Annotated in this window: 20 protein-coding genes; 3 read left to right on the top strand and 17 right to left on the bottom strand. The window is 41.6% G+C overall.

Annotated elements, in window-relative coordinates:
- Nucleotides 1-13 precede the first annotated feature (13 nt).
- The 14 genes from NE535_RS17920 to NE535_RS17860 form a co-directional block, all read right to left on the bottom strand.
- Entirely contained in the window at nucleotides 14-361 is a 348-nt protein-coding gene (locus NE535_RS17920; RefSeq protein ID WP_342454585.1) for an endonuclease NucS domain-containing protein, read from the bottom strand.
- A gap of 216 nt (nucleotides 362-577) precedes the next feature.
- Nucleotides 578-748, bottom strand: coding sequence for a hypothetical protein (locus tag NE535_RS17915; protein ID WP_261299946.1), 171 nt, complete (start codon nucleotides 746-748; stop codon nucleotides 578-580).
- Nucleotides 749-823: 75 nt separating this feature from the next.
- Nucleotides 824-964, bottom strand: coding sequence for a type I restriction enzyme endonuclease domain-containing protein (locus NE535_RS18780; RefSeq protein WP_425347475.1), 141 nt, complete (start codon nucleotides 962-964; stop codon nucleotides 824-826).
- Between the two features lie 133 nt (nucleotides 965-1,097).
- Complete coding sequence (locus NE535_RS17910) at nucleotides 1,098-1,685, bottom strand: uracil phosphoribosyltransferase (RefSeq protein WP_261299945.1); 588 nt, start codon at nucleotides 1,683-1,685, stop codon at nucleotides 1,098-1,100.
- Nucleotides 1,686-2,864 (bottom strand): AAA family ATPase, encoded by a 1,179-nt coding sequence (locus tag NE535_RS18715; RefSeq protein WP_261299944.1) that lies wholly within the window; start codon nucleotides 2,862-2,864, stop codon nucleotides 1,686-1,688. It lies immediately after the preceding gene.
- On the bottom strand, nucleotides 2,864-3,976 hold the full coding sequence (locus NE535_RS17900) for a radical SAM/SPASM domain-containing protein (RefSeq protein ID WP_261299943.1): 1,113 nt from the start codon (nucleotides 3,974-3,976) through the stop codon (nucleotides 2,864-2,866). Before NE535_RS17900 ends, NE535_RS18715 begins: the two co-directional genes overlap by 1 nt.
- Nucleotides 3,969-4,988 carry an ankyrin repeat domain-containing protein gene (locus NE535_RS17895; protein WP_261299942.1) on the bottom strand — a complete coding sequence of 340 codons (1,020 nt, stop codon included), beginning with the start codon at nucleotides 4,986-4,988 and terminating at the stop codon, nucleotides 3,969-3,971. The genes NE535_RS17900 and NE535_RS17895 overlap by 8 nt, the downstream gene beginning before the upstream one ends.
- A gap of 610 nt (nucleotides 4,989-5,598) precedes the next feature.
- Nucleotides 5,599-6,039 (bottom strand): hypothetical protein, encoded by a 441-nt coding sequence (locus NE535_RS17890; RefSeq protein ID WP_261299941.1) that lies wholly within the window; start codon nucleotides 6,037-6,039, stop codon nucleotides 5,599-5,601.
- A gap of 29 nt (nucleotides 6,040-6,068) precedes the next feature.
- Nucleotides 6,069-9,314: an RNA-directed DNA polymerase gene (locus NE535_RS17885; protein ID WP_261299940.1), complete on the bottom strand. Its 3,246-nt coding sequence runs from the start codon at nucleotides 9,312-9,314 to the stop codon at nucleotides 6,069-6,071.
- A 14-nt stretch (nucleotides 9,315-9,328) separates the two neighbouring features.
- Nucleotides 9,329-11,134: a restriction endonuclease subunit S gene (locus NE535_RS17880; protein ID WP_261299939.1), complete on the bottom strand. Its 1,806-nt coding sequence runs from the start codon at nucleotides 11,132-11,134 to the stop codon at nucleotides 9,329-9,331.
- A complete protein-coding gene (locus NE535_RS17875; protein WP_261299938.1) occupies nucleotides 11,134-12,618 on the bottom strand; it encodes a type I restriction-modification system subunit M in 1,485 nt (494 codons plus the stop codon). The genes NE535_RS17880 and NE535_RS17875 overlap by 1 nt, the downstream gene beginning before the upstream one ends.
- 137 nt (nucleotides 12,619-12,755) lie before the next feature.
- Complete coding sequence (gene hsdR, locus NE535_RS17870; RefSeq protein ID WP_261299937.1) at nucleotides 12,756-15,224, bottom strand: EcoAI/FtnUII family type I restriction enzme subunit R; 2,469 nt, start codon at nucleotides 15,222-15,224, stop codon at nucleotides 12,756-12,758.
- Between the two features lie 1,154 nt (nucleotides 15,225-16,378).
- The gene (locus tag NE535_RS17865) at nucleotides 16,379-16,723 is read right to left on the bottom strand and encodes a zinc ribbon domain-containing protein YjdM (RefSeq protein WP_188840668.1); all 345 of its coding nucleotides are present in this window, start codon (nucleotides 16,721-16,723) and stop codon (nucleotides 16,379-16,381) included.
- A gap of 173 nt (nucleotides 16,724-16,896) precedes the next feature.
- Nucleotides 16,897-17,088 carry a ribbon-helix-helix domain-containing protein gene (locus NE535_RS17860; protein ID WP_261299936.1) on the bottom strand — a complete coding sequence of 64 codons (192 nt, stop codon included), beginning with the start codon at nucleotides 17,086-17,088 and terminating at the stop codon, nucleotides 16,897-16,899.
- 368 nt (nucleotides 17,089-17,456) lie between these two features.
- Between NE535_RS17860 and NE535_RS17855 the strand changes: the two genes are divergently transcribed.
- The gene (locus tag NE535_RS17855) at nucleotides 17,457-20,204 is read left to right on the top strand and encodes an EAL domain-containing protein (protein ID WP_261299935.1); all 2,748 of its coding nucleotides are present in this window, start codon (nucleotides 17,457-17,459) and stop codon (nucleotides 20,202-20,204) included.
- 4 nt (nucleotides 20,205-20,208) lie between these two features.
- Here NE535_RS17855 and NE535_RS17850 read toward each other — a convergent pair whose 3' ends face one another.
- Both NE535_RS17850 and NE535_RS17845 read right to left on the bottom strand, forming a co-directional pair.
- Nucleotides 20,209-21,534, bottom strand: a complete 1,326-nt coding sequence (locus NE535_RS17850; RefSeq protein WP_261299934.1) for a leucine-rich repeat-containing protein kinase family protein — start codon at nucleotides 21,532-21,534, stop codon at nucleotides 20,209-20,211.
- 276 nt (nucleotides 21,535-21,810) lie between these two features.
- Complete coding sequence (locus tag NE535_RS17845) at nucleotides 21,811-22,854, bottom strand: alkene reductase (RefSeq protein WP_261299933.1); 1,044 nt, start codon at nucleotides 22,852-22,854, stop codon at nucleotides 21,811-21,813.
- A gap of 124 nt (nucleotides 22,855-22,978) precedes the next feature.
- On the opposite strand from NE535_RS17845, the gene NE535_RS17840 reads away from it, so the two are divergent.
- Nucleotides 22,979-23,560 carry a TetR/AcrR family transcriptional regulator gene (locus tag NE535_RS17840; protein ID WP_261299932.1) on the top strand — a complete coding sequence of 194 codons (582 nt, stop codon included), beginning with the start codon at nucleotides 22,979-22,981 and terminating at the stop codon, nucleotides 23,558-23,560.
- 119 nt (nucleotides 23,561-23,679) lie between these two features.
- Here NE535_RS17840 and NE535_RS17835 read toward each other — a convergent pair whose 3' ends face one another.
- Nucleotides 23,680-23,922 carry a TIGR02922 family protein gene (locus tag NE535_RS17835; protein WP_261299931.1) on the bottom strand — a complete coding sequence of 81 codons (243 nt, stop codon included), beginning with the start codon at nucleotides 23,920-23,922 and terminating at the stop codon, nucleotides 23,680-23,682.
- 533 nt (nucleotides 23,923-24,455) lie between these two features.
- Here NE535_RS17835 and NE535_RS17830 point away from each other — a divergent pair.
- Nucleotides 24,456-25,175: a YebC/PmpR family DNA-binding transcriptional regulator gene (locus NE535_RS17830; protein WP_261299930.1), complete on the top strand. Its 720-nt coding sequence runs from the start codon at nucleotides 24,456-24,458 to the stop codon at nucleotides 25,173-25,175.
- Nucleotides 25,176-25,214: the final 39 nt, after the last annotated feature.

Here is a 25,214-nt window from a genome sequence, read left to right as displayed (position 1 = left end):
GCATTAATAATCACTATTCAGCTGTTTCAAAACTAAATTCAACTTTATACTTTTTAAGCGTTAGATTAGGCACCACTCTTGATGCTGCTATGGCTTTATCATCAAAGTCACCAGCAACCAATATACCTCGTGTATCAACGCTATCTTCAGCAATCAACACATCCCCCATATAACTTAGAATTTGAGCAATAGCCCTTTGTCCAGCTACGCCAGTTTTAAGCTCAATCACCACGGTTCTCCTTTGAGCATCACGTGCTGTGATATCAATAAAGCCAGAATCAACAGAGCGCTCTTTACCTTCATCAATAATACACAGCCCAGGCTCAAGCTGTTCGATATTCAGTCGCAAAGCGGCTTGCATATCTTTTTCAAGACTAATGCTGTGAAGCGGCTTTAAATCATCAACAGTGACGTCATCAGCCGGTTCAAACTCAAAGGATTGGTCTACCTCAACAAAGCCTTCTTCTTTGAACCTTTTATACCGCCTTATGGCATCACGATATGAGGCTAAATTATTGTAAGGTACACCATCAAAAGGGATCCTTGTCGGGTTAGGTCTATTGTTTTGTCTATCCGCTTACGTGTATGTCAGTTCACCAATTAGAGGGTTTAAGCCATCTTTTGCATGTAGCTCATCAAGATCCCCGTAATGACTTTCAACGCGCCCAGTACGATGCATTTGCGCTGCAATGGTATTTTCAGCATCCCCTTGCAACTCTAGCCAAGATCGATATAGTTCAGATTTCATTACTCCTCCTTGAAAGCCTCTTTTAATAGAAGCTTTAAACTTAATAACAATATGCCATCACCTGCATCTATGTCATTAGCTACTCCAGCTTTGGCTTAGTGCTTCTGCTTGCTTTAGGCATAAATCAATGGCCTCATCAGATCTGTCTGGCGGGTATTTCCATTTGCGCAATGTAAGGCGCACCAGATTGCGCAACTTAGCGCACAAAGCACTCATGCAAAATGACTCAAATATAATCATCCCGCTCTGGTGCTAGGCCTTCTGGCGCAATGTCATAATCCAAATATTTAAACCAGACGAGGGAAAATTGCCCCAGTTGTTTTTCCGCAATATTCATTTCATGATCTATTTAAAATGTGCCAAATAACCTGTTTCCTGTGTCATTGGTGCCACTACCCACGTAGTAGTTTTGTGACACTCTGCTGACTACGAATTGAGTTTTTGGGTAATGGCGCTCAATCTGAGGCACAAAACCCTCTTGCATCACCAATGAAATTACCATGGAGCTTTTGGCTTCACTAACCTTTTCAAGGTACTTAGCTAGTGTTTTTCCAGAGTTTATGACGGAATCGACAATAACGACGTGCTGATCCTCAATGGCGTTTATAGCTATGTCATCGGCACTATTGGATAAGATGTATTGATGTGGATTGTCACCCAACAGTGAGCGCACACCTTGGCTGACATAGAGTCCGGCTCTGAGCAAACAGATGATGGTGATGCCTGAAAAATCAGTTACTTCGGAAGTACCTAATTTGCCTTGTGGATTGGTCACCTCCTTGGTCGTCCTGGGTAGCGAGTTAATAAACTCGACCCCGAGTATCTGGCCAATTTGCTGATGAATACTGGCGAGTCGATTCCCCCTCACCTCGATGGAACGCGACTGGGTATTTAGTTCTTGCAAGTAATGATTATTCTCAGACAGTATTTTTAGCATTTAGAAGTCCTCCAATTTGACAACATTTAGGGCTTCATGACCCGCTAAAATAGATAAATGCTTGGGGTTTGCTTGGTCTTTAAAAATGTAGGTGGCCTGATCGCTGTGCAGCAACATGCCCAAATCCACTCGGCCATTACCAAAGGCACTAAGTGGGAGACTGTGTTGCTTGATGATGTCGGCTAGTTGGGTCTTGCTCTCATTGGTCACTATGCAGCCACATAAGCCGAAACTAGCACCGCCGATCACATAGTCGGCTAATTGACACTGAGCCTGCCACAAAGCGGGGAAGCCACAAGAGATAAACACTATCAAGGTGTCCTGGGCTTTCAGGGCTTTAATGACATCAATGGCTTTTGGATGTATGGATAAGTCTTGTCGTGCAGCGTTGAAAGTCGTCTGCATCAACTGACTGCGTTGATGGCTATCGAGATACTGAGACACATCAAAAAATGCATCGAAGCAGTAGCTCTCATATCGCTTGAATAGCTCAGTTACACGGGCAGATAAAGACTCCTCCGGCGAGAAATCATAAATATCGCAGTGATTCAGGGTGCCATCACAATCAAACAAGGCCACGGATTTTTGATGCGCAACGATTTCTGCTGCAAAGCGCTGTAACACCAGCTCTGAAATGTGTTGGATCATCGTTTTGGTCAATACCGCTTGTGGCAGGCGACCATCGAGTTCGACAAATCTGATATTGCCAGCCGAACAACACTCGGCTAAACCTTGGCGTTCCACGTCCTGCCATTGAGCTAGTTCTGCCTCAGTGAACCTTGCGTGTCGATGCGCATCGTTTTGGAGTTGAGCCTTGATATCATCACTGGGCTTATGCAAGAAAAATATTACATCGTAAAATTTGGCATCGGCCTGAGTCCAGGCAATGTCATAGCCACCCGCTTGAATGAAACTGTAATGGCCACTCACCACGGTATGTTTTCTATGTTGAGAATGCAGCCCGTGTAACTCGGTGATGGCAGCCGCTCTATGTGCTTGCTTCTGCTTGCTGGTGGCCTGTTTGAACTCGTCCAGTCCACCTGCGACCACCTGAGCTATGATGCTGGAGCCATCGTAACAATTAACCACGTTTTCGTATCGGCTCAATGCCTGGGCAAGGGTGGTTTTACCCACACCTGACACACCATAGATGCCTATTCTTAGTGTTTTGCTGATCACTATAAGACACCTTTCATGGTGGTGAGGAAATCCTTCCTTGGATCACAGGAGTAGTCTTTGGTGTGGTATTCGAGCAGGCAGTCTCTGACGCAATCTGAGGCGACCTGGCAGGTCTTGCAGTCTTGCCGCTCTGGCCAGTGCTTTGCCATTTTCTTGGGGAAGCTATCGATGGGATCATTGATTGACCCCAGTAGCCATTTGGATTGGCCAAACATGCGGCCACAGGGATAGACTTCGCGGCCCATGTAGATGACAAAGTTACTACCAGCCCCACAGCTGCCGCCGAACATGGTGCAGACTTTATCTGGCTTACCGGCAAAGTTGCGGCGGTAAGCCTCCAAGTTACCGATTTCAACCCGAGTTAACCCTGCGAGGTCAAACTTTGTCTTAATATCCTGCAAAAATTGATAGTACTGGGCATAGCTCAGGGCTTCGACGTGTTCAGGGGTATCAACCAGGCGGTCGAAGATAACCTTGGTAAATTCTTGTTGCTTGATAAATTCTACATACTCATCCAACTGGTTGAGCAAGTCCATGGTCAGCGTGGTATTAATCGCGACATCAAAGCCTCTGCGCCTGAGTATTTCAATGCCCAGCATAGCGGCATCGAATGAACCCTTACCATTGTGATCCAGTCTGTGCTTGTCATGGATGGCTCTAGGGCCATCGATGGACACGCTGGGCACTATGTTTAATGCCAGCATATCCTCGGCAATCTGTTCGGTTACTAGGGTAGCGTTAGTCACTGTGTAGAACTTGAGCGACTCCTGGTTGGGATAGGCTTCTACAAGCAGCTGTACGCCATCGCGTATGTTGCGCCAATGAATTAACGGCTCGCCACTGCCGACGAAGTTAATCTTAATCTTCTTGTCGAATCTATAATGCCTGTGGTATTCCAACGCATTTTTCAGGATGACAAAAATCTCATCGGCGCTTAATGGCTTTTCTTTCTCGACCCGGTTTTCGGGGTGGAAAAAATAGCAGTAATCACAGCCTAGGTTGCATATGGTATTGACCGAGATACAAATTCTCTCGACTTGCTCTACGGGAAGTAAATCTTGCCTTACCGGAATTTGGACCGGCGCGGCTTTAGGTGGGTACAGCTCAACCATGTATCTTTCCTTGTAATAACATCACTGTCTTTTGGTGTCCTTTCTCTTTGGCGTAATCCAGCGCCGATTTATCGTTTCTGTCGCGGATATCGATATCGACGCCCTGTTCAAGCAGGTAGCTGACGATGGCGTCATTGCCCTTGATACTGGCCTTGATCAGTGGGGTGAAACCATTGTTGTCGGCCTGATTCAGGCTAAAGCGTATATTGGCGTGGCCGTGAATAAACTGGATCACATTCAAGGCACCATCCCAGGCGGCAATGAGAATGGCCGAGTTCCCTCGGTTATTGCCCCTGGAAGTGATATAGGGGTTGGCCCCGGCGTGTAGCAGCTTGTCCATGGTATTGAGCTGACGGCGCTGGGCGGCATGACAGAAGGCGGTAATTTTTAACTTCGCCTTATCAATCAAGTCCAGATCCGTCGAGGGCAGCGACAGCAATAAATCAATCGCATCAAGCTTCTTCTGTTGGATGCAGGTCATCAAGGGAGTCAGGCCAGTGCTGAGATAGAAATTAAAGTGAGCCCCAGGCTGAGATGCAAGCTGCTGGTGGAGGCTGACAAAGTCTCCCCGCTGCAACAACTCAAACAAGGCCTGGCGTGCGGGCGTTAATGCACTGTCGGCTTCGCCACTTTGCTGCAAAAACCTATCCAGTGACAGGGCGGCAATATCTTTGGCCTGGGCGCGATTGCGCATGCCGACGTCGTTGCTGATTAATTGGATATTGCCGGCTTTGGTGTGGGACAAGGCCTGGGTCAGAATGATGTCATCATTATTTCCCCGGCTCGAACCCGATCTTTGCTGTGTGCTGACAGCCTTTAGGCGATGCTTCTCAATATGATGCAGACACAGCTGGGCTTTCTCCTGATGCTCGGCCTTGGTCTTGCGATAATCGAGTTCATCGAGGATCTTCTGCGGCAAAATAACCCGCTGAGAAAATTGATTGAGCAAATCCGGGTTGATCAGCAATACATTGGTATCAAACAGCAATGATTGGGTTTTGTTACTTTCCATAACTATCCTTAGTCTTATTGATCCAAGACGTCCGTGTTGAATTGGGGGGATTACCGAGTAAACCTTATCACATTGTACTTATACCAAAAAAATAAGAGGTAATAAGGCTCATTTTATTCAGTCGTTCTCTATCGAGCGTTGAAATACACTAAGCTGCTCCATTTTTAATTAGTGATGCTTATTCTTCTAGACAAAAGTTTGAGTAGCGTTACGCACCCAATCTAGATGAAAGTATGTCGAAAGCCCATGCATCGATGTCGGCTCTCCCTCTCTCAGGAACAGAAACATCCTCAATATCTGGATGACGTGAAGCGCCCTTTTGTTCATCATTTTGGTCTCTCACAGTCCTCGTCTCCCTATTTGACAGTCTCTAGCACTAAATAGTGAGTGAGTCAGCACAGTGGCAATCCGCAATGGTGAGCCCATTGCCGAAGAAGCGATGGTCTTTCCCCCTCGCACCGCTCCATGGGCTACAAATAATCGAATGAAACGCTGCCAGTATTCTCGGCCACCAGCTCAGGAGTTCGCCAGCGTTTGAACCTATCATGCAACATAAACAGGGCTTAGATGTCACCGACATCCAACCATGGAAAATCTTCCTTAAATCAGTCTATGGGAACAAGGCTTTCAATGCATTGCTCCACTCAGGCCTTGCAGCTGATCCTGATTTATCTAAGTGCCACTTATGCCTTTTTAATTGATGCTTAATAGTCTCTTGCCAAGTGCTATCATCTTTACAAGCTTCTAAGACCTGCTCAAAAGCAAAAAGCATATTAGCTATGAACCAACGATATTTAGAATAATCATCTTCATTGCGTGTAATCTCACTCTCTACGCCTCTAGCAAATGATTCATTTTCAATACAAAGTTTAAGGTAGTCTGCGTATGCAGCATATGCTGTAGCTCTTTTGCTATCTTTACTAGCACTCTCTAATTGTTTTTTAGCAAACAATAGTGCTAACACTGCGACAACTGCCATCACAATATTCGCCCAACCTGACCAGAAAGACAAATCAAGCAAAGCGGATAAACCGGTTTTAAAACAAGTCATAAAATTCTCTTTCGTTAACTACAAGCAATCTACTTTGGCGCCTTTCTACGCTCTGCTAGCAACTTAAAACCTTCTGGTACAGGCTTAAACTTATCATCCGCTTGAGGCCATCGTTTTGCTCTGCTTTGAAATGCACGTAATGAATCAAGATCTAAAGTAGCAGCAATAACAAAATCATTATCCCCACCTCGAACACGTGCGAGATCCCTCATAAACGACTCTTTCGCGGGGGCCCTAACTCGACTATCTCCGTAAGTTCGATTATTGACTAATATTGTATATGCGTGGATATCTAATGCTGCTGATTCAATAAGTGAAGCAAAGGTTACTAAGTCTTGGTTCCAACTCAGCACCATTAGTGCATCAACTTCCCCCTGAAATTTTACTCTAGCGACACTGTTTTGAAGTTCTGAGCAAACCATCACTCCAAAGCAGGCACCATTATGAATATAAACTGGCTTGGGTCTTTTTTTTGCTTCACTTTCAGTGATAGCCCAAGTTTTCCCATATTTAGATATAAGTTCTAGCTCCTCGTTAACAGCAGGCCGTAATTTAGGCTGTCTAATGATTACTGAAGCAGGATAGCCAAGTCGATTATCTGAAAGTACAAGGCATGCTTCACTTAAAATTCTATCATCACTGTGACGATATTCTGTCCCAGCAATCAAGCTTATTCCTGCGGCACTCAATCGAGCTGAGACACTATTAACCCACTCTAAAGGTAAAGATAACTCAGGAAAAAGCATATAGTCAGGCTTGGGTTTTAGGCTCAGTGTTTGATTAACTAACTCAGAAATACGTCTGTACCTTTCTTTAGACAGATTTGGTTTACCACTTGCCATAGCAGACCAGTCCTTGTCGTCAGTCTTGATATTTGTCAAGGCCACTACAATTTTCTGCTTTGTGTCCGTACCAATATTTAAATATCTGTATGGACGTTTACTAGCTTTGGTTTCGTTGTTATCTTGCTGGCTAGCTAATAAGGTGGGCTTTACCCAAACACCACGAAGCGCTTGAGTATACCTAGCCCAAAGATAAGAAGACTTCTCAGGATAAGGCTTATTATCTGATCTACTCAGCCCAATACACTCAGGTGCTAATTCTGAAATTTGTAATGGCAATAAAGGACGAGTTGGGAATAAATATGGTAAAAAACTTTCACCTTTTCTTTCCCCTTTAGGTATAGCTTCCAGTCGAGTTGCAGTAGTTGAGTTTCTAAACTCTTTAAGGGCTTCAACATCAATCAGGTTGGCACTTTCGAATACCTTAAGTATTTGGCTTTCTCTTTTTTTATCATGTTTTGCTAGTAAGCTCTTTGCTGATTCACTTTTTAAAATTTCCTTATATGGCTCGTTTGCTAAGTCAGCCAATGCAACTAATGGGGCTTTATGATAAAACTCATCTGAGCCAAGTTGTAAATCTAGAATATCATTTAAATCTGTTAATTCACCAAGAATTCCTTTCAAAAACAATGCTGATAACCGTTTTTCTTTATTAGAAACATTATCAGATAGTAACTTGTTAGGATCATAATACCTCGTGGCAGCATCAACGAAATACCAGGTTAATGTCCCTTTTACATATCGCCAAAGCTGTTTCCCTGCTTTGGAGTCTCTACCATTAATTGCAACAGGTTTGCCGAATGGAACTTCATCAGCTAGCTGATTGATTGCGTCATAAGCTTTATGAACTATCAATTCAGCCTGTCTCCACTCATTCAAACTTATTGCAAAACCTAGAAGACGAGGCAGGTAGCTAAAATGCTCAAATAACCGATCCGGCCTTAAAATATGATTAAATGCAAACTGATAAAACTCTTCACGTTGTGAACTCCACTCGTGACTAGGTAAGTCCTTTGCTAATGTCTCAACATGACGTAATTGCAGTGACCAACTTAAGCGGCGAATAGTAAGGCCATCTGCTCGCCGAAGGGTATCAGCATGTTCACCAGCTCCACTTGCAGCAGAAAGTACTTTAGCAGCAGTTGAAGCTTCCAACTGATCTGGCGATGGCATCAAACGATGCTCACTTGATAACTCACTAATTTCTTTTTCAATACTATCTAAAAGGTCTAAACCACTACGTCCTTGTAATATAAATAACTTCTGCTTATTTGCTTGAAGCTGAATCAGGCTATCACCTTGAATTTCTTTGCCTTGCTGGATATTCCAAACTGATTCATTAACATCATTCTTGTTTTTTGAATTACCTTTTATTCGCGACGCTTCTGTAAAGACAATTTCTTCACCTAAGCGATCTTGTAGAAATAGCATAAAGTCATGGCTACTTGATATATTCCCAGTGTCATGCATCACAAGAAACATGTCATCAACATAACGGCCATAGTGTATTGGCGCAATTTTTTGTTTGATCAATGAGTCCCAATGAAAAAGTAAAATATTAGAAACTATTCGACTAGCCGTTAAACCAATAGCCAAACCACCATCAATATCTGACTTACTTTTTGTTGTTTTCTTTACAAACTTCTTAGCCTCATCAGACCAAGTACTCATAAACTTAGCAAGTTCATCAGTAAAAATTAACTCCTCTTCACTCAGTTCAATATTCAAACTTTTATGGCGTGATGACAAAGAGAGTGCTGATGGATCAATAAAGTGGTAATAGCTCTTTAAATCAAGCGAAACTGCTATTACATCTCTATCTTTTTCTAGCTCACCGCGAATAGCCTGTAGGCCATCATTACGCCACTTTTGATAAGGCTGAAAATAAGGAACAAAAGAACCTGTTGAAGATAAATGAAATGGTTTTGACTTGTCACTATTAAACTCATCGTCATTACTAATACGCTTTAGACGTGCTCCATAACACCTCTCACTCAAGCATGAATCAAGTTTATGACCGACCATATTAATCCACAGCGCTGAAATAATGTGGATTTCAACAGGAAAATCACCTATCACTCGAAATTCGGGCTTTAATTCTGCATTCTGTTTTAAATGCCCAAATGCACGTGCTGGACTCGAAAAGTGCACATGACCATTACCGCATTTAGCTTTAGGATCCATTGCAAGCTTTTTAGGAATAATGCGAAATTTACCTAAATATTCTTTATTTAAAGTAAAGCCCTTATTGTCCTTTAAGCTAGACATTAGCTTATTCAAATTCGCTAAAAGATCGAGTTCATACACTGCAAACTTACTAGCAGTTGGGAAAGTATTCTCAAAGAAACAATCTGCTTTAGCCTTTCTATATGCAACAAGTAAGTCTTCTACAGCGAGGTTATTCCACCCTGTAAACTCTGCTTTATAGCTCATATAAATCCTTTTAATTAAATCGCCTGTTCGACGATGGCGTCGGTGAGGTGGAGTTGGGTTGTTTGAGCGTCGCTTAAACGGGCTTTGAGTTGGTCGCAAAGTGCCATGAGTTCATCGACTTTAGCTACTATGTGATTAACTTCAGAAGTTGGAGGAAGAGGAATAGGCATTCTTCTCAAACCAGACAATGGAACAGTTTTTTGCGCTATCCCTGTAGCTACTGAAGTTGCAAATTCATAAGAATACTTTGAGCTAAGTACATAGCAAACATATTCAATTGGAGTAAAACTAGAAGAGTTCAAAATAGCAACATGTCGTTGAACACAAAATGGTTTATTCTCGTTTACAATGATCGGGATGCCATACGAACCAGTTACGGTATAAAGAAGATCACCGACTCTAGGTTGTCGGCTCCAGTCTAGTTTTTCATAATATTCATTCGGTACAAATTTAGAGTTTTCAAATCTAACACTGCCAGTATTTAGATTCCCAATCACTAGAAATGGGATTCCACTTTCAGCCTTTGGAGGAGCTTGATGGTCTCCATCAGTAACTACACTAAATAAATCTTGTAGATAACACCACTCCCAACCTTGCGGTAGTTCAAACGGTTTTTCTTCGTCGGTGATGGCGGGTAGTGGTTTCTGCTTTTTGATTTTACCGTCTTTGATTAGTTGAGCTTTTTCTTTGGCGATACGCTCTAGTAGCTTGGCGGCGGTTTCGTCGTTTGGATCTTGCTCTACCAACTTACCCATGACGGCGAGTTGCAGGATGGTTTGTTTTAGGGTGTCGATGCTGGCGGCTGTGGTAAATAGCGTGTCGAAGTGTTCGGCGACACGTTGCCAGCTTTGTGCAAAACATTCTGCCACACTCGGTATAAGTGCAGGCTCAGCGCAGGCTGATTGGCTATCTGCTGGCTGGGTAGTGTTAGGCTGTAGCAATGCATTCAGCAGAGTTTCGACTAAGGTTTGATGTGCTGCAATGCTGGCTTCGGTTTGCGCTTCAAGGGCATCACACAAGCTCATCAACTCATCGACTTTAGCGACGATGCGGTGCTGTTCTTCTGTAGGAGGTATAGCGATAATAATACTATTCATCTTTGCTTGATTCATTTTAGGCTGAGCAGTACCTGTTATATAAGGTTCTAATGATATCGCATTGATAAAAAGAGCTAGATAATTGAGAAAGTCAATTGAAACGGCATCTATCACGTGAGCATGATTATTAACCCAAAATTTCCCCTTTGCTATAAAAGCTATAGGAGTGGATCTACTAATAAGATTAGCTCCATCCTCTCCAATTAAAAGTAAAGGTTTGTCAAACAAATAGCCGTTTATACTATCAATAACACCAGATGCACCGTAATAATCATAATCACCTTGCATACTTTTTCTATCATCTGCCGAAATTGGTTTTCTTTCGCCATCTCGATTAAATGTTAGATCTCCAAATCTTACAAACTGCCACGAAGAAGGAATTGGAAATGGGTGATCTAAATTTTTTATGGTTAAAGATTTTGATAATGGCCTAATTTTCTTTTCTGATTCTAAAATTACGCGTTGCTCAGCAATTTTAGATAACAAAATATCAACGGATGAATCATTCACATCTTGCGGCACTAACTTACCGCGCACGGCCAACTCTAAAATCAGTTCACGCAGTTTTTTGATGCCATAGAGCGAAAACTTGTTCGATGTGCCGCGCCCTGCTGAGGACTTTTGCTCAATGGCCGTGGTCCAAATATCAATATGCTGGGTGATTAAGCTCTGTGCGGTTTGCTCAGATTGACCATCATGGGTAGATGTTGATAAGTCGGCCATTACTTGTCCTCACCACTTGCTGCTGAAGGTGACGATAATGCGGCTGACAAAATGCCTTTTAGTTGGTCGCGTAGTGCTTGAATATCGGCTTGTTGCTTGGCGTAATCGCTTAGTAGCTCTTGTGGGTCATGGCTAATGACTTCGCCCACATGGGGGTTTTTAATATCGAGGTTATAGTTACGCGCAATAATATCTTCAATCGACACTTTCCAGGCTTGCTCGTTTTCTACACGCGATGCAAAGCCGTCGGCCTCATTACCCCACCATTCAAGTTCTGTCTCGAACTCTTCAAACTTCATTGGTTTGGTTTTATTGTAGTTCTTCACCCCAGCTGGGTATGGATGCTCGTAAAACCACACGTCTTTAGTTGGCGAGCCTTTGGTAAAGAATAAAATATTGGTTTTAATGCCGGTGTAAGGGTTAAACACCCCATTGGGCAGACGCACTATGGTGTGCAGATTACATTCATCCATTAACATTTTTTTGATTTTGGTTTTAACGCCTTCACCAAACAAGGTGCCGTCTGGCAATACTACCGCTGCCCTGCCATTTTTTGCGAGTACTTCAATAATCAGCTGTAAAAATAAGTCGGCGGTTTCACGGGTTTGAAACTCGCTTGGGAAGTTTTTTTCAATGCCGTCTTCTTCGGTGCCACCAAATGGTGGGTTGGTGATGATGACGTCAACTTGCTCGTCCCAACTTGAAAGCGGTTTGTTTAAGGTGTTGCCGTGCCTAATTTGCACTGGTACTTCAATGCCGTGCAACATCATGTTGGTGGTACACAGTAAATGCGGTAGCTGCTTTTTCTCGACACCAAAGATTTGCTGTTGCAGGGTTTGATGGTCGTCTGCTGTTTTAACGTAGTTGGCTTTAACGTGGTCAAAAGCGCAAGCTAAAAAGCCGCCAGTACCGCACGCAGGGTCCATAATCGACTCACCCAGTTTGGGATCGGTTACCGCCACAATAAACTTAGTAATGGCGCGCGGGGTATAAAACTCGCCAGCATTACCGGCACTTTGTAAGTCTTTTAATATTTGCTCGTACAAATCACCAAACAAGTGGCGCTCGTTTGAGTCGGTAAAGTCAATCTCATTAAGCTTGTTAATCACCTGGCGCAGTAACGTGCCGTTTTTCATGTAGTTAAACGCATCTGAAAACGCCGCTTTTACCACAAAACCCCGGGGGTTTTTATCTATTGGTGCAGTGAGGTTTTTAAGCTGTGGGAATAGTTCGTCGTTAACAAACTCCAGTAGCTCATCGCCAGTAATACCTTGATTATCTGCCGCCCAATTGCGCCATAGGAACGCTTCAGGGATAGGCTCGCGGTAATCGTCTAGTTCAAGCTCTAACTCTTGTTCTTGGGCATCAAATACTTTTAAGAACAGTAACCAAGACATTTGCCCTAATCGCTGGGCGTCGCCATCGACACCGGCATCTTTACGCATAATATCTTGGATGGATTTAATTGCTGAACTGATAGACATAGTATTCTCTTAAACGGTTACTGCGGCTGTTATTGGCCGCAGTATAAAATGATGTTGTGTCTTATTTTTAACAAACAGAGCTAATATTAAGCGCTTATTCAACCTACTTTGCCAAAGTACTTATGCAAGAACAGATGCTAGGCTGACTGTTGATGAATTTGATAAATCTGCGCTTCTAATTCACTGATGGCTTGATCGTATTCTTGTTTGCCGCCAAAGCCTTTTTTAACGATCTCACTCAAATTACCATAGTCGGTAAACGGGGCGACTTTGAGCACTTGGATGTTTTCAATTTCTTGCACGCCGACATCGGCATATTTTACCAGTAAATTCTGCAGTACGGCTTGTGCTGTGTCGGAATATTTGGTGAAGTAATTGCGCTTTTGGACATTGTTTGCGCGATCTTTTCGAGTTAATGGGGGTTGGTCGTACACCACATGACAAATCATGTCGAAGGGGTCCATGTCTTTACCCACTTCTTCCTCAAGTGCCGACCAAATAATGCCTTCTAGCGCCAGCTCATCAATCACCGCTTGTTTGCGATCAGACTCATTCCAGCGCTTAACAAACTCATCGAGTGAGCTGAACTGTTTCGCCATGGTTTTACGGGTGTAATCTTTAAAAGATTCGGTGACTAATTTGCCGTCGCTGTTGTAATACTGCACCCGCTCGGCGACTTTGCTGACAGTCACACCTGACACGCGGTACTTGTGGATTTTACGGGTTTCGCCTTCGTCCCATTCACCATCGTCAAAGCTACCATCGCCTTGAGGATTATTTATGGTGTCATTTTGAGTCGCATCAGATTCATCATCATGGTAGTCACCTTGATTGTCTGCCGCACCGTTATTACCAGTTAGATCGTCGTCAATAGAGTCAATATCAACGTCTTCATCTTCGATATCTGCAGGCGTCACTTTAATGATTTTTTCTGGTGTACCGTCAAAGCGTTCGTCGGCAAATAATTCAGTTGCTTTTTTAAAGTCGAGAATGGTGAACCACAGCTTGCCGTATCGGTCGTCAATGCGGGTGCCACGACCAATGATCTGTTTAAACTTGGTCATGGACTGAATGTTTTGATCCAGCACCACTAACTTACAGGTTTTGGCATCTACCCCTGTAGACATTAATTCTGAGGTGGTGGCAATCACTGGATAGGCTTTTTTGGGATTAATGAAGTTGCCTAGCTGTGCTTTGCCGAGCTCATCGTCACCGGTGATTTTCATCACGTACTTTTCATTCTTTGCCATTTGCTCTGGGTTGAGATTGGCAATAGCACGGCGCATCCGATCGGCGTGGTCAATATCATTACAAAACACGATAGTTTTGGCCATCGGGTCGGTGCGTTTTAGGTAGTTGGTAATGGTTTCGGCAACCAATTGGGTGCGCTCATCAATCACCATGGTGCGATCGAAGTCTTTTTGGTTGTAGATACGGTCTTCAATGACTTCGCCTTGGTTATCTATTTGGCCTTTGGTGGGGCGCCAACCTTGTAAATCGACATCAATATCGACTCGCACGACTTTGTAAGGTGCTAAAAAGCCATCTTCAATACCTTCTTTAAGCGAGTAGGTATAAACAGGCTCACCAAAGTAGTCGGAGTTTGAAACCTCATCAGTTTCTTTAGGGGTGGCGGTAAGACCAACTTGGGCCGCGCTGCTGAAATATTCTAAAATTTCACGCCAGGCGCTGTCATCTGCTGCACTACCACGGTGGCACTCGTCGATAATGATTAGGTCGAAAAACTCTGGGTCGACTTGTTTAAAGGCTTTTTGGCTTTCTTCTGGGCCGGTTAATGCTTGGTATAAGGCTAAATGAATTTCAAATGCAGGATCGACCGTTCTAGCTTTCACTCTGGTCATTGCCGTATCAAATGGTAAAAAGTCGCCTTGCTGAGTCTGCTCAACCAATGCTGTACGGTCGGCTAAAAACAAGATGCGCTTTTTAGCGCGAGACTTCCATAAACGCCAAATGATTTGAAAGGCGGTATAGGTTTTGCCTGTACCCGTTGCCATAACCAGTAGCACGCGGTCTTTACCCGATGAGATAGCTTCTACGGTTTTATTGATAGCTTGCAGCTGGTAATAACGAGGGTGCTTACCCGTGCCATCATCATGATATTCTTGATTGATAATCGGTAACTGGGTTTGGGTATAACCTTTCCACACGCAGTACTTAGCCCATAATTCTTGTGGTGATGGAAAGTCTTCTAAGCGGATTTCTGTTTCGAGTTGGTGCGCTTCGCTAGTCCCGAGCTTGGTTTTATCATGGAAGATAAAGCCATCGCCGTTGGAGGCAAAAATAAAAGGAACTTCAAGTAAACGGGCATAATCTAGCCCCTGCTGCATGCCTTTACCCACTTCATGCTTGTTTGCTTTAGCTTCAATAACAGCCAGCGGCATACTGGGTTTGTGATACAGCACGATATCAGCAGACTTGACCGTTTTACGCACGCCCATTTGACCACGCACAATAACTTTACCGTCGCGCAGTTTTACTTCCTGGCGAATTTGCGACATATCATCCCATCCAGCGTCTTTAATGGCTGGCATGATAAATTTAGTAATGATATCGGTTTCGGTAAGCTTTGTTTTGTTAATGCTCATTGCTCATTGCTCATTGCTCATCAAGGTCCTTCTTAGAAGATAACAAACAGCTTTGGACTTACTAGTCGCGTTAAGATTGTGCCATAAAGAGTTGTTATTACATAGAATTAGAGTAAAAAATTATCCATATGATTTATACAGATGAGTTAGTGTTTAGATAAATTCATTTGAATGTAAGGTTTAAGCCCCTTTGAAGCCCCTTGAAGCCCCTTTGAAGCCCCTTTGAAGCCCCTTTGAAGCCCCTTTGAAGCCCCTTTGAAGCCCCTTTGAAGCCCCTTTGAAGCCCCTTTGAAGCCCCTTTGAAGCCCCTTTGAAGCCTGGCAAGTAAATACTAAGCGCTACGAATAACAAGTTAGTTTGATCACTGAGCATTCAAACTAATCTGTTGATGTTGGAATGAGCATACATTGATGCATCACTGATGGTTCAGTGATCACTCAGTGAGGCATCACTGAATACCCAATAATGCCTTTTACAGTAATCAATGAGATTATTAGTAACTAAGTAATCAGACTTAGTTATCATGATGTAAAATAATAAAAGGTACAGCGCTGGATTACGCTGAATTAACTCGTACATTTTCGGTCTTCATTTATTAAATTACTCAACTAGAGATAACACGAGTTAATCATAGAGAATTGTTTTTAGTAACACCTCAAGTAACATCGACAAAAATTGAATTGACAAATTGATATTTAAAACAAAATCTTACAGCGCCAATTCAAGTGACGCCGCCACATCTGAACACATTTTTAATGTTTCAAAGGTATATGTTTAGAAGTCGTCTGGTGCATATTGCCGAATGATGAATCCTGAATGTCATTGCTAGCATCACCCATTTATAGGTGTATAGCGTGTCACGAATGTGATGACACTAAGCCTGCGTTAGGAAAAAAGTCCCATAAAAGTATTATGTTCGGATAAAATTTTTGATTTAAAAACCATTTAACCACAAAATTTTACTAAGTTGTCGCCATTTTACCGCCATTACGCAAACAAAAAGGGCTTAGCATTGCTGCTAAGCCCTTCTATAAATTGGCGGCGGCGGGACTTGAACTGAGGTCAATAAAAATGCCCATCGAAATAAGTTTCTACGGGCATTTAATCGTTTGAACTAGCCAGATAAATTCTCACTGACCTGCGTTGAATCGCGTCTAATTTTGTTTTTTAACAAACTTCGATTTCAGCATCATTTGGCCGTTGCCATCAACTTTACAATCTATGTCGTGGTCGCCAGCAACAAAACGATTAATCACCGCTTTAGTGCCCACTTTTAAAACCAAAGAAGATCCTTTTACTTTCAGATCTTTAATTAAAGTCACTTTGTCACCTTCGGCAAGTAAATTACCAACGGCATCATTTAAGATGATGGCATCTGGATCAACCACAACTTCATTTGGGTTCCATTCATTTGCACATTCTGGGCAAATTAACAGGGTACCATCTGAATAGGCATAAGGTGACTCACATTTTGGGCAAGGTGGAATAGTATCGCTCATCACAAATTCTCTCTAATTAACAAACTGTAACAGCCAGAACCTAAAATGCGATGAATACTCGATATCGAGATTGATGCGTGTAAGTGTGATTCTGACAAAAATGATAATAGTATTATAATAAAATTATCATACTTGAGCTAGAGGACATTACTAGCATTAAGGAAAAAACCAGCTTAACTTTTCACTTTTGGGTTATTGGTTGGCCTTTGTTCACCGTAAGTCACATCATGTTGTTCAAGGTAACCACGAATTAACTGACGAACAACCTGCGACGGGGTTAAATCTTGAGATGCGCAAAGTTGCTCAAAAGCTTGTTTTTTACTTGGGTCTAATAACACGGTAAAACGTGCGGTTTTATTTTCCATTATGGCCTGCACCTTAAAAACATTATCATTTGATTATAATACTTGATCTCACCTTATCTCGACACACATTTATCAAAGCAGGATTAGCTATTTACAGCCAAAATACAATATTCAACTATTTAACAGTAACTTAACTGAACATTGTGATCTTGATAAAATTTAATCCTTATTTCATTCTCATTAATTGGCTATTCAGTCTATTAGCACCTTGACCCTATGTGATTTGCATCGCATATTATCTATAACAACTCGCTAACACATGAATGCCAAAAATGTGATGGCGAGTGTAGTGTTGAATACCATCACCATAAGGCCATTATGTTTTTATCTGTTAAATCACCACATCATTTTAGAAGTGTATTCATGGCATGAGCTTATTTGCCCATTATCTGCACAAATGGAAATTCAGATTAGCCATATTAATTGGCTTAGTTTTGTTGTGGCCGCTTCAAAACTCAATAATTAATACATTAAAATCTGATGCGTTAGCGCCCTACCATATTAAGTTACCTATTGATTTAACAACTGAGCTTCGACATAAATGGGAGATAGAGCCTGATGCGGTTATCGAAAAAATATTTGTAAGTGGCAGTTTTAGTGACTGGCATATCGATGATACTTATTACCAACTTCAACAACAGAATAATGAATATACTTACGAACTGCCCGTATATCCTGGCGAACTTGAATATAAATTAGTACTTTTTATTAAAGATAAAGTTGAACCCGTTTGGATTTTAGATCCCAATAACCCCTACACATCACTAAATCCTTGGGGGGGAGAAAACTCAGTATTACACATTGCTGACTGGCCAAAAATAACCCTCATCAGCCAAATTTTTACCCTTGCATTAATCGGCACATTTTTATTATTTTGCATTTTAGAGCCGTTATTGTATTGGTTGTTACACCAAAAGATGCCCTTTCACCGTAAGTTAGTTTTAAGCAACATTCTTATTTTGGTATGCGCACAAGTCCTTTTTTTAACCTATCAACTGCATTTGAATCGACAATTAGTTAAACAAGGTTTGATTGATAATGTGCACGGCATGCACTTAATTTTGAATGGCGAAGGTATCGACTTTGAACAACTTAATCTACAAAAAAGATTAATTGATAATGCGCTAACAAAGTTTTTTTTACCCGCAACGACTCGTATTGATAAAACTCAAAGTAGCCTCTTCCAAATTACCTTGTCTGATTTTGCTGTATTAGATAAAAACGGAATATTGATTACTCTGCGCCATCGCGCCCAAAACTTACAAATACAACAATCCCGTGCAGAACAACTCGGCTTTAGCAGTACTCAAGATTACTTTGTTGAAGGTATGTGGTCGAAGCTAATTCCACAAGCGATAGCAGAAGCAAGTCAGGGGCAAATCATAACGGCATCACGGCCATTAAAAGTAAAGTGGGTTGAAACCCCAAGAACCCGTACCGCTGAGTTTTTACTTGGTTATAGCCAGTTTGTGCAACCTATTATTTATCGTGGTCAAGTTAAAGGATTTTATGCAGGATCAATTCAAGTAAAGCTTTATGGTGATGAATTACTGAGAATGTTGTTATTTCAGGCACTTCTGCTTGGTGGCGTGGTGTTGTTATCAAGCTGGCTATTTACCCGTGTCGGTAAATTGGTAACTGAAGATATTTTAAAACTGACTAAGTGGACCCAAAACATTGTAAAGGGTAATTTATCTCAAGTATTAACCATTAACAGCCAAGATGAGATCCAGCAACTATCTGAAAACTTCAATAAAATGCGTCAATCATTACAAGATAGTTTTAACCATATTGAGTTGCAAAACAGCAGGTTATATCAAGAAGCATATTTTAACTCATTAACCGCATTACCTAATCGTAAAAAGCTTTACAGCGATTTAGCAGAGCAATCAATTGCCGCTTTACTGGTGATTAACATCAACGATTTTGGTGAGTTTAATGATTTCTATGGTATTAGCGTTGGAGATGGAGCCTTGCTGGAGGTTGCTCAACGTTTATCGCTTCAGCGATCAAATTTCAGCCTGTATAAAACAGGGCCGGATGAGTTTGTTGCGGCCTTATCTAGCCAAACGTTTGCTACTCTCAATCGGCATATTTTAGCTGAGTTAGCTCATATTCTATATCAAGATATTTGCCAAACCCCATTGGTAATTGAGAAGAGTGAATATTCTCTTTCTGTCAGCATCGGAGGGGCAATACTTGCCAACAGCGTCAATCAAAATTCTGAAACATACACAGCTGATCCTCAAACGTCATCAGCCAGCCAACTTCATCGTCAAGCTGATTTAGCGAGACGATTTGCAAAAAAACAACATATTGAATATTGCTGCTTTAGCGAAGAAATGGCCGACTCGGAAGCTTTTGAAGAGAACATGCGTCAAAGCCGTATGCTAGCTATGGCGGCTCAAGAGCAATGGGTAGAGCCTTATATTCAATTGATCCAACCATTAATAGATGCGCCAGTAAAATTTGAATGCTTAATGAGAATTAAACTCCCCACGGGCGAGATACTTGCTCCGTATCAGTTTATGTCTGCGGCAAGAAAATCACGACTTTATCCTCAACTTATGCGTTGTATGCTGACAAAATCAATCGCGTTATTTAAACATCAGCCCTATGAATTTTCGGTCAATATCACTTTAGACGATATTGCTATCCCACAAAATCTAGAAGAGATTTTGGCCTTATTACACAACGAAACTGAAGTCTGTAAAAGATTAACATTTGAATTATTAGAAAGTGAGGAAATTACCAATTATGAAGCGGTTGAACATTTTATAAAATCGGTCAAACCGCTTGGCTGTAAAATAGCTATTGATGATTTTGGTGCGGGATATTCTAACTTTGTTCACTTACTCAGTTTAGACATAGATATTATTAAAATTGATGGGTCATTAATTCGAAATTTAAATAATGATCCTAAGGCGCAGTTGTTAGTCGAAACTATCGCTAATTTTGCCCATAAAATGGGCACAAAAACGGTGGCAGAATTTGTCGAGAATGAACAAATTTTAGCCTTGCTGTACCAATACCATATTGATTATGCTCAGGGCTACTTACTTGGTAAACCAGCCGCCAGTATCGAACATGCATTAGCTATTTTTAATCAACCATAAAAGATTATAGCCTAGTTAATTGTTCAAGCAGCTGACTAAAGTCTGGGCGAGATTCTAGATTATCTTGCATACACTCAAACGCAAGTTCAGTGAGTTTATGATATTTATCCGAGTGATACTCAGGGTATTCTGGCTGAATTAATCCAAGTAAATCATCTAATAAGCATCCTATTGCTCGCACTTCAATACGATGCATTTTGGCGCGTTGAGTACCGGATAAATTAATCAAATTTGATGCGGCACCAAAATCACCAAATAGCACCTTAAAAGTTTCATCAATCATAATATTATGAGCGTAAATATCACCATGACTGACGCGCTGTTGATGCATATGCTTTAAGGTATCAGCCATTTGCTTGGCAATATGCGTTATCGCATCGAGAGAGAACAACGTTCCCGAGGTAAAAGTGTCTCGGGTACAGGTGGCCAATGAGGGGGGTAAACCTAGATTCTGATACCCTTTAGGAATAAGCGACATCACTAACCCAAGTGTTTCATCATGATGAATTTGGCCAATTGCAGGTATCAAATTTTGATGTTCGCCGGTCGTTAAACAGCAATCCAGTTCATCTGCCGGATAGCCATCACTGGTTATCGCCCCTTTAAATATTTTAACCGCCACTTCATCGGGTAAATGTTGCTGCGACTTAGGTTTATCAAGCCAGTGGGCTTTATAAATGATCCCCGACGCTCCTTGACCAAGTTGCTCACTCAAATTCAAATTATCAAGGTGGATCATTGGTACGATGTCGTTCAAACATTCTTCAACATGGCTAAAAGGATTGCCTGCAAACGCTAACCAACTTAATTTAGGTAATGCTAATAACCAGTCTGGAATATGACTCAGTTGATTAGCTGACAACCTAACTAACTCTAACGCCTGACAATTCGTCATCGACTCGGGTAAATCGACTAATTGATTTCCCGCCAGAGCCAGCTTTTTAAGCTGAGTCAATCGCCCAAAAGATGCAGGTAAATGGCTTAATTGATTATCAGTCAAAATTAACCAGCGAGTGTGTTCAGGTAAAGCATCTTCCGCAATATAGCTGATTTGATTGGCTTTAAAACCGATCATTTCAAGCTTGGGGCACTTGCCTAATATTGCTGGTAACTCTGTGAACTTATTTTGTGAAAGAAATAGAATTCGTAACTGGCTGAGTTGATCGAAGTCATCAGGTAAACTCGATAATTGATTATCAGATAAGTCTAAAATCTCTAAACTATCAGCTAACGAGAAAATAGCGCGTGGAAACTCGGTTAGCTCTGCAGCAATTTGCAAACGTGTGATGCCCTGTAGTTCACCTGAGTTTAGTTGCTTTAACGTATGCATGTTCGATCCTGCCGATGTATAAGCCAATAAAAATGAACGCGGATTGTAAAGAAGCGCAGGCCTGATAGCAAATATCAGCAAAAGGGTTGCTGTAAGTGTTACTACAAGTGAAACAATGGCTAGAGGTAAGTGATGGCTAGTGATTATCATCAACAAAAAAAAGACCACTGCATAACAGTGGTCAAATGGATACTAAAATGTCAATTTGGGGTTGATGCTATTTAGTTTCGCAGCGTTAAACAGACTGCGATATCCAGTAAAAATCAAACAAAATACTTAAATTAACTCAGCCAGCATAGCATCGTTGTACTCAACAACCGCTTCACCTTGGCGCACTTTTGCAACATAATCAGGATTAGCAATAAAAGGACGCCCAATAGCCAGCAAATCAAACTTGTTAGCGGTAATCGCTTCTGCACCGCTTTGAGCTGAGTAGCTTCCCACGCCCACTAATGTGCCAGTGTAGACTTTACGCAAGTAACTCGACACGCGACCGTCTAAATAATCAAACTCCATCGCATCATCAAATATTCCCGCATGCACAAATGCGATATCGCGTTTAGCCACTTCAGGTAATAAGTAATCAAATATGGCTCGATCTCGCTTGTCTGCCGCCATATTAAAATAAGCACCTGGCGATAAACGCAATCCGGTACGATCTGCACCAATTCGTGCCACAATCGCATCAAGCACTTCTAGTGCAAAGCGCGACATGTTTTCAGGGGTTTGCCCATATTCATCTTCACGGCGGTTACTGTCATGGTGTAAAAATTGGTCAATTAAATACCCGTTAGCCCCGTGTATCTCTACGCCATCAAAACCAGCATCTATCGCATTCGCAGCCGCTTGTGCATAATCTTTGACTAATTGTTCGATATCTTCTTTGGTTGCCGCTTTAGGTGTTTGATACGTCAGTTCACGCATTCTAGGTACACTCCCCTCAACCGCGACGGCTGATGCTGATAACACATCTCCGCCACCAAAAAAGTGTGGATGAGCTACGCGTCCGGTATGCCATAACTGCGCAAATATTTTGCCGCCATTAGCATGTACGGCATCAGTTACAACTTTCCAACCTTGAACTTGTTCAGGGCTAAACAAGCCTGGAGTATTAGGATAGCCTTGTCCATCAGGACGAATAATAGTGGCTTCACTGATAATTAATCCGGCTTCAGCACGACGAGCATAATAGTCAGCAATTTGTTGAGTAGGCACTAAGTTAGCATCGGCCATGCAGCGCGTAAGTGGTGCCATTAAAATTTTATTGGCTAACGTTAAGGTATTATTTAGTGCATAAGGTTGAAATAAATTTGCTGACATAACCTGCTCCTTTCTTGAATATGCATTCAAGATAGTCTTATTTGAATGTTCATTCAACTAATTTTTGAATGTTTATTCAAAATTGGTTAGAATCAGCAATAATTCATAGCTAAAGAGAGTCAGTATGAGAAACGCAGAGTTTGATCGCCAAGCCGTACTACGCGCTGCTATGCGAGCATTTTTGGTAAAAGGTTATGCCAAAACCAGCATGGCTGATTTGACCAAGGCGACGGGGTTACATCCTGGATCAATTTATTGCGCTTTTGAAAACAAAAAAGGCCTGCTTTTAGCTGCAATTGGACAATATCATGAGGATCGCAGTGCTCAGTTCTTACAATTATTTGCTAACAGCAATAATCCATTACATAACTTAAAAGCCTATCTAGACAGCATAGTGCAAGAGTGTTTAAGTTGTGATGCGACGCAAGCCTGTTTACTGACCAAAGCATTAAGTGAAGTTGGCGAGCAGGATGAGGATATTCATCAACTGATCCATCGCAACCTTTATGCCTGGCAACAGGGTATTGAACAGGTGCTTGAAACGGCAAAATCACAGGGATTGATTACCACAGACACAAATAGCCAAATACAGGCACAATTTTTAATGATGGGAATATACGGCCTACGTACTTTTGGTCACACTGAACCGAATATTGAAGTATTACAACCTCTTGCGGATAAATTATTTCACAGCTTATTAAATTAGTATTATACAAAGCAAAAATGACGCAAATTGCGTCATTTAAGTGAATTACACCATATCAAATCAGGTAGTTAGTGATTTGTATTAAGCCATTGTTAAACGCCTAAAACCTTTTGCCATTGCTAGCCAAGTACCTTTTGCGAATAAACCCGCTCACCTAATGCGTTCAAGATGGTGCATTCACCTTCAAGTACTGCAATGATCGACTTTCCACGGCGAAAGCTATCAGGGATCATAACCCGACCAGACTCACTAACTGTTAAATCACTGAGTACAGCATTGTGCATTTCAAGGCCTACAGGTGCTTCGTAATACAATACGGTTACTGTGGTAGACGCTGTGACTTTTTTGGTTTCAGGTTTCATTGTTAACTCTCATACCAACATCATTGTGGTTAAGTGTAGGATTAATTAGCTCACATTCCTTATTTAACCTCAACTCGGGTTAAGATCTAAATAAACGGGCTTTAAATAAAAATATTCAATTACTTACAGTAAAACTTGAACGTTGTACTGATAACAAGACGAATTTACGCTTCAATAACAGGCCTATTGCAAGTAAATTCAACACTAAAATAGATGCAAGATACTGTTTTATATTTATTTACCATATCAACCCGAGGTTATTTAGTCTATCAAACATTGTTATTTTAGTTTGTCTCGAGTTCTTAAAGAAGAACACTGTTACATCAGATAATATGCTGTTTGAGAGATGAATCCTATAGCAAAACAGTTAATTATCGCTAATTTTGGCATAATCTGGCTGAGTAAATCTCATCCTCTTCATTTAAATATAGATTATCTACACGTTTTTTAATAGCACACCTAAACAGCTTGGCATATTCCTGCTAGAATCGTGAAAAATTTATAGTCTTATCATTTAAAAAACGAGATTTAAGATGGGCAGAGCATACCAAAACAAAAAAGAGTCCATGGCGAAAACCGCTGGCCAAAAGACACGTATTTACTCACGTTACGGTAAAGAGATTTACATTTGTGCTAAAGGTGGTGTTGACCCTGATGGCAACTTAGCGCTTCGTAGCCTAATAGCCCGTGCAAAGAAAGATCAAGTACCTGCACATGTTATTGAACGTGCAATTGAAAAAGCCCGTGGTGGTGGTGGTGAAGATTATGATACTGCCCGCTATGAAGGTTTTGGCCCAGGTGGCTGTATGGTTATTGTCGACTGCTTGACTGATAACGGTAACCGTACCTTTACTCAAGTTCGCCAGGCGTTTGTTAAAAATGATGCCAAACTAGGCAGCCCAGGCACAGTTGGCCATATGTTTGAACATCAAGCCGTTTTTGTGTTTGATGGTGACGACGATGAAGCAATTTTAGAACTACTAATGATGGCTGACGTTGACGTTACCGATGTAGAACTTGAAGATGGCATTATCAGTGTATTTACACCGGTATCTGAATTTAACAATGCTCGCACTGCGCTAACAGAAGCCTTCCCTGAAATTGACTTCAAAGTGGAAAACTTGGCTTTCGTGCCACAAACCATGACTGAAATCAGCGGCGAAGACATCGAAAGTTTTGATAAATTTTTAGCCGCATTAGATGACTGTGATGACGTTCAAAACGTGTATCACAACGCTGAAATTAAAGAATAAACACATAATCGAATCCAAACTATATTCAGTTTGATGCCA

The organism is Shewanella holmiensis (genome assembly GCF_025370255.1).
Taxonomy (GTDB): Bacteria; Pseudomonadota; Gammaproteobacteria; order Enterobacterales; family Shewanellaceae; genus Shewanella; species Shewanella holmiensis.
The sequence above is the reverse complement of the archived record's forward strand: the minus strand, read 5'-3'. Positions and strand labels throughout refer to the sequence as shown.

Excerpts from the sequence above, each read along its gene's own strand:
- NE535_RS17855 (WP_261299935.1), top strand. The coding sequence starts at position 17,457 with ATGAGCTTATTTGCCCATTATCTGCACAAATGGAAATTCAGATTAGCC.
- NE535_RS17900 (WP_261299943.1), bottom strand. The coding sequence starts at position 3,976 with ATGGTTGAGCTGTACCCACCTAAAGCCGCGCCGGTCCAAATTCCGGTA.
- NE535_RS17885 (WP_261299940.1), bottom strand. The coding sequence starts at position 9,314 with ATGAGCTATAAAGCAGAGTTTACAGGGTGGAATAACCTCGCTGTAGAA.
- NE535_RS17910 (WP_261299945.1), bottom strand. The coding sequence starts at position 1,685 with ATGCTAAAAATACTGTCTGAGAATAATCATTACTTGCAAGAACTAAAT.
- NE535_RS17840 (WP_261299932.1), top strand. The coding sequence starts at position 22,979 with ATGAGAAACGCAGAGTTTGATCGCCAAGCCGTACTACGCGCTGCTATG.
- hsdR (WP_261299937.1), bottom strand. The coding sequence starts at position 15,224 with ATGAGCATTAACAAAACAAAGCTTACCGAAACCGATATCATTACTAAA.
- NE535_RS17860 (WP_261299936.1), bottom strand. The coding sequence starts at position 17,088 with ATGGAAAATAAAACCGCACGTTTTACCGTGTTATTAGACCCAAGTAAA.
- NE535_RS17920 (WP_342454585.1), bottom strand. The coding sequence starts at position 361 with ATGCAAGCCGCTTTGCGACTGAATATCGAACAGCTTGAGCCTGGGCTG.
- NE535_RS17830 (WP_261299930.1), top strand. The coding sequence starts at position 24,456 with ATGGGCAGAGCATACCAAAACAAAAAAGAGTCCATGGCGAAAACCGCT.
- NE535_RS17865 (WP_188840668.1), bottom strand. The coding sequence starts at position 16,723 with ATGAGCGATACTATTCCACCTTGCCCAAAATGTGAGTCACCTTATGCC.
- NE535_RS17850 (WP_261299934.1), bottom strand. The coding sequence starts at position 21,534 with ATGCATACGTTAAAGCAACTAAACTCAGGTGAACTACAGGGCATCACA.
- NE535_RS17875 (WP_261299938.1), bottom strand. The coding sequence starts at position 12,618 with ATGTCTATCAGTTCAGCAATTAAATCCATCCAAGATATTATGCGTAAA.
- NE535_RS17915 (WP_261299946.1), bottom strand. The coding sequence starts at position 748 with ATGAAATCTGAACTATATCGATCTTGGCTAGAGTTGCAAGGGGATGCT.
- NE535_RS17880 (WP_261299939.1), bottom strand. The coding sequence starts at position 11,134 with ATGGCCGACTTATCAACATCTACCCATGATGGTCAATCTGAGCAAACC.
- NE535_RS18780 (WP_425347475.1), bottom strand. The coding sequence starts at position 964 with ATGAGTGCTTTGTGCGCTAAGTTGCGCAATCTGGTGCGCCTTACATTG.
- NE535_RS17835 (WP_261299931.1), bottom strand. The coding sequence starts at position 23,922 with ATGAAACCTGAAACCAAAAAAGTCACAGCGTCTACCACAGTAACCGTA.
- NE535_RS17895 (WP_261299942.1), bottom strand. The coding sequence starts at position 4,988 with ATGGAAAGTAACAAAACCCAATCATTGCTGTTTGATACCAATGTATTG.
- NE535_RS17845 (WP_261299933.1), bottom strand. The coding sequence starts at position 22,854 with ATGTCAGCAAATTTATTTCAACCTTATGCACTAAATAATACCTTAACG.
- NE535_RS17890 (WP_261299941.1), bottom strand. The coding sequence starts at position 6,039 with ATGACTTGTTTTAAAACCGGTTTATCCGCTTTGCTTGATTTGTCTTTC.